At 49.2% G+C, this 4,726-nt stretch carries 4 protein-coding genes; 2 read left to right on the top strand and 2 right to left on the bottom strand.

Features of this window, described 5'->3' with window-relative positions:
• Positions 1 to 108: 108 nt before the first annotated feature.
• Positions 109 to 1,119 carry a 2-hydroxyacid dehydrogenase gene (locus KDK19_RS12850; RefSeq protein WP_257292120.1) on the top strand — a complete coding sequence of 337 codons (1,011 nt, stop codon included), beginning with the start codon at positions 109 to 111 and terminating at the stop codon, positions 1,117 to 1,119.
• Between the two features lie 33 nt (positions 1,120 to 1,152).
• Here the strand turns inward: KDK19_RS12850 and add are convergent, their stop codons facing one another.
• Both add and KDK19_RS12840 read right to left on the bottom strand, forming a co-directional pair.
• Positions 1,153 to 2,148: an adenosine deaminase gene (add, locus tag KDK19_RS12845; RefSeq protein WP_257253057.1), complete on the bottom strand. Its 996-nt coding sequence runs from the start codon at positions 2,146 to 2,148 to the stop codon at positions 1,153 to 1,155.
• Between the two features lie 121 nt (positions 2,149 to 2,269).
• On the bottom strand, positions 2,270 to 2,986 hold the full coding sequence (locus tag KDK19_RS12840; protein WP_257253058.1) for an RING finger domain-containing protein: 717 nt from the start codon (positions 2,984 to 2,986) through the stop codon (positions 2,270 to 2,272).
• A 305-nt stretch (positions 2,987 to 3,291) separates the two neighbouring features.
• Between KDK19_RS12840 and KDK19_RS12835 the strand changes: the two genes are divergently transcribed.
• The gene (locus tag KDK19_RS12835) at positions 3,292 to 4,686 is read left to right on the top strand and encodes a hypothetical protein (protein WP_257292119.1); all 1,395 of its coding nucleotides are present in this window, start codon (positions 3,292 to 3,294) and stop codon (positions 4,684 to 4,686) included.
• Positions 4,687 to 4,726: the final 40 nt, after the last annotated feature.

Below are 4,726 nucleotides of genomic sequence, written 5' to 3'. Positions count from 1 at the left end.
CAGAAAGGCTATTTTCAATCAAAAACTCCGCTATGATTCTTAACCAGAAGCCTATAGCTCATGACTGCTTACTGCTCATGCCAGCGAAAAAAGGAACCTGAACCGATCATGAAAATCTGCATCTTTAACGCCAAAAAATACGATCGTGAATTCTTTGACCTGTGCAATGCCGACTCCGGCTTGGAACTGGAATACTTTGATATTCACCTGGATGAAAAAACCGCTCACCTGGCCAGGACGGGTGATGCAGTCTGTGCTTTTGTTAATGACGATCTCAGTCGGCCCGTTCTGAGTGTCATGGCTGAGTATAATATCAGACTTCTGCTAATGCGCTGTGCCGGATTTAACAATGTGGACCTGGACGCGGCCAGAGAGCTGGGTATCACGGTAGCCAGAGTTCCGGCTTATTCTCCTGAAGCCACGGCAGAGCACGCCATTGCGCTGATTATGACCTTGAATCGAAAAACCCATAAAGCCTACCAGAGAACCCGGGATGCCAACTTCTCACTTGAGGGGCTGACCGGCTTTAACCTCCATGGTCGTGTAGCGGGGGTCATTGGCACAGGCAAGATTGGTATAGCTGCTGCCCGCATTCTAAAAGGCTTTGGTTGTAAACTGCTGGGATACGACCCCTACCCGAACCCGGCTTTTGAAGCACTGGGCGGAGACTATGTTGCTCTGAATCAGCTGTTGCAACAGAGCAAGTTGATCACCCTGCACTGCCCCTTAACGAAAGATAACGAGTACATAATCAATGAGGACGCATTTAGCCAGATGCAACCCGGGGTGCTACTGGTGAACACCAGCAGGGGGAAACTGCTGGATTCAGTGGCAGCGATTGACGCTCTGAAAAAAGGGATACTGGGTGGACTGGCGCTGGATGTTTACGAAAACGAGCAGGAGCTGTTTTTTGAGGACTTGTCCGATGAGGTGATTCAGGACGATGTTTTCAGACGCCTTTCAGCCTGTCACAACGTGATCTTTACCGGCCACCAGGCCTTTCTTACCGAAGAGGCGCTGATGGCGATTGCCAAAACCACTTTGAGTAATGCTAAAGCTTTTGCTGAGGGAAAAGCCTCTGGTAACGAAATAGCCAGAGAGGCGCCGGATCAGCATTGACGGTCGGATCAGTAAAACCCAACCTTAAGAGGCTCACTGTTTGGAGGCCTTGAGTGCTTCTTTCTCGGTGTCACTGAGGAAAGCTATTGTCAGGCCATTTTCCTGAGCCTGCAGAATCTGGTCCGCAGACAGACCGGCAGACGGAGCCGCCACTTCATACTCATAAGGCAGCTCAATGCCTTCTACGGCTGGGTCATCGGTATTGATCGTGGCCAGAACGCCGTGTTCCAGGAATTTTTTGAGCGGGTGCTTTTCAATGCTCGGGAAGGTGCTGGTCTGAATGTTTGAAGTCAGGCAGGACTCAATACCAATGCAGTGCTCAGCCAGGTAATCCATCAGCGCCGGGTCCTCAATCGCTCTGACACCGTGGCCAATTCGTGTGGCCCCCAGATCACGAATAGCCTGCCATACGCTTTCAGCGCCCACTGCCTCGCCAGCATGAACGGTCACATTCAGGCCGGCATCACGAACTTGTTTAAAGTGATCAACAAACAGCTCACCCGGCTTGCCGAACTCGTCACCTGCCAGATCAATGGCGACCATTTTGTCTTTGAAGGCCAGACAGGCATCCAGCTCCTGCTGGCAGGCTTCCTGGCCAAAAGTGCGGCTCATGATACCGATCAGGTTGGTTTTGACCCCAAAATCACGGCTACCTGCCTGCACACCGTCCACTACCGCTTCTACCACACCTTCAGGGTTAAGGTTGTGAGTCATGGCCATGTAGTAGGGGCTGAAGCGCAGCTCGGTGTAATCAATTTGAGCATTCAGGGCGTCTTCGACATTCTCATAGGCGATACGACGACAGGCGTCGTAATCCGCCAGAACCTTAACTCCCCAGTCCAGCTTGGCCAGAAAACTCACCAGATCCGGCTCATTACTCATAACACGGACATGGGGAATCAGCGCTTCCAGATGATCGGCGGGTAACTCCAGATTGTGCTGCTGACCCAGCTCCAGAATGGTCTGGGGACGAATGTTACCGTCCAGATGACGATGAATGTCAGTGAGGGGAATGGATTTGTCAATCATGTTAATGCTGCTCTCATCAATCGTTGGGTGCCTGTGTCTCTTTTGCGCAGGACCATTTCACCTGGTTGTTTGGGCTCCAAAGTATGGCAGATTATTCAAGGTGCCTGCAAAGGTGACGGAATCAGTCCCTCAGAAAACCTAAACTTATAGCCTCTGCTATGGTGTCTGGAGAGGGGTATCCCGTCTGATTAGCCGCAACTGATAAGAGAACTGCCAAGGCTTGATCCCGGGCCTGCTGGTCCGATGAGGCATTTTCTGGCAGGTCAGGATTACTGATGCTGGCAGGCGCTGTGAGTAATTCCCTTAAACTCAGAAGCGTTTCCACCTCCTCTGGAGAGGGGTATCCCGTCTGATTAGCCGCAGCTGATATGAGAGCTGCCAGGGCTTGATCCCGGGCCTGATGGTCCAATGAGGCATTTTCTGGCAGGTCAGGATTACTGATGCTGGCAGGCACTGGTTGTATACCCACTAAGTTTAAAACCGTTACCAACCAGTTTGGACAGAGGTATCCCGCCCAACTGGCCATAGCTGATAACAAAGAGGTTAAGGCCCGACCCAGGGTCTGCTGGTTCAATAGGCCAGGATTACCGGGCATGGCAGGCGCTGGTCGTACTTCTCTTTCCCAGAGACTGGTTCTGCATAGAGGACAGGATGTATTCTCCAACAGCCAGAGCTCCAGGCAGGTCACGTGAAACATATGCTTGCATGGCTTGGTAACCCTGACGTCTTTTCCGGCAAAAGCTTCGATACAAATAGGACAGTCTTCGGTCGGCAGTTGATAGGCTGATGGCAGATTATATGGGTTATATGGTCTGTCAGGTGGTGTGATTCCGTTCATATCTTTTGTTCCTGTCGTTGAATTTCAGATAGCTTTAATCTTCGATCATTGTCTGTTCATTTAGTTCCCCGTGCATATTTTAAAAAGCTCTGAATGCGGTGTTTGAGGAAATGAATATTACAGAAAATTTGTTGTAAGTCTGAGGCGAGAGTGTCGGTTTTCTCTATTGGCTGGAGAAATTCTCTGGAGAAATTTTGTCGGAATAGCTAACAGGAAAGTTATTCGGGATCTTACAGGGGAACAAGTCGTGCTGACCACAGTCAAACGGTTAATGAATTGTTGAACTTTGTAAAGGGATTATTACTATGGCGAGTCCACTCGAATCAGCAGCAAGACCTTCATTGGTCACAGAACTTTTGGCTAATCAAGATGTTGGGATGACACCAGAGGTGCTCAGCAACCATCAGGGCAGTAATGCGGAATATTTGTTGCGTCAATGCCGTGCTCTTAAAGAGACACTAAGCATTATGCGTACAAGTATGACAGTGGCAGAGTTACCTGACCCACCTGTGCACTGCCCTTTATTGAATGGTGGTAAAAGTCTGGAGTCCCGAACGGTAGTGGCGTCTTCATCCCGGATGGGTAGTCTTTGGAGCACGCTAACCGATTCGCGACAGCCTGCCGAGGACAGAGAAGCTGAAATCTGGGCTGAGTTGCAGAAAATGGATGAACGCATTCAGGAGGATTACCAACGCCTTTTACAGTTCCGAACTCAGCTCTTTATTGCTCTGGATGCTGCACGGCAGGCTGAAACTTCATTGGCAAGCAATATTTCCTGTTATGAGAAAGCGCTAGAACGTGAGCATAAGGATCAGGATCAGCAAGAATTGCAACGACAGCTTGAAAATAGCGAAAAACAATTGATAAGAGCACAGCGCAAGCAGGATACAAATGCACGTGTCGATGAAAAAGTCATGAATTTAGAGAAGCTTTTGCGAGAAGCTAATTGTCGTTCAACAGAGATGCAGCGGGACCTTGACATAATCCGGGAAGAAAAAGCTGCCGAATCCAAAAAGGTTGAGGCTCGGAACATAGTTATAGCAGCATATCAACGTCGCACAGATGCTGATCACGAGACCATACAGGTACTCACGGAAGAAATTGATGCCCTATCAAAAAAGGTCCAGTTCCTGAACCGACTTAAAGTAGCAAAACAACGTCGTTTAGATGCTGATCACAATACCAAAAAGGAACTCGCAGAAGAAAAAGCTGCGCTGTCCGAACGGGCTGACAAGCTGGAGAGCGATTTATCAGGAGATCGGGAAAAAATAAATCATCTTAATCATGCCATTTTCGAACACCGGCAAAAAAATGCTGCACTATCCAGACAGATTGAGCCACTAAAGAATGAGTTACGCCAGAAGACCACAATGCTTGAAGCCAAAGAAGCGCAACAGTCTGAAATAGAAAGTCAAAACGCTCGTTTGCTGAGAAAGCTGAATCATGCACACGATTTGCTTAGGGTCAAGGGGCCTGAACTCCTGGAGAAAAAAAAGACACTCTCTCAAGTTCAGAATGACTTGCAACAGACCCGCTCTCTTTTGCGAGCGAAAGAGGATGAAGTCAATACCTTGGCGGCTCAATCCAGACAGTTCGATACAGACAAGGCGGCTATGGAAAGAGAGATTGAAACCCTGAGGGCTGAGCTGAGAGCACTCTCAGTGGGCAGCCAGACGACAGAGACGCGAGCCTCCCCATAACGGGCTTGTTAATCGTTAAATCGAAGAGGCACTGATAGCC

Source organism: Endozoicomonas sp. ONNA1, from assembly GCF_024606325.1.
Taxonomy (GTDB): domain Bacteria; phylum Pseudomonadota; class Gammaproteobacteria; order Pseudomonadales; family Endozoicomonadaceae; genus Endozoicomonas_A.
This window is presented reverse-complemented; position numbering and strand designations above follow the sequence as displayed.

Coding starts and splice junctions, on each gene's coding strand:
- KDK19_RS12850 (WP_257292120.1), top strand. CDS start 109: ATGAAAATCTGCATCTTTAACGCCAAAAAATACGATCGTGAATTCTTT.
- add (WP_257253057.1), bottom strand. CDS start 2,148: ATGATTGACAAATCCATTCCCCTCACTGACATTCATCGTCATCTGGAC.
- KDK19_RS12840 (WP_257253058.1), bottom strand. CDS start 2,986: ATGAACGGAATCACACCACCTGACAGACCATATAACCCATATAATCTG.
- KDK19_RS12835 (WP_257292119.1), top strand. CDS start 3,292: ATGGCGAGTCCACTCGAATCAGCAGCAAGACCTTCATTGGTCACAGAA.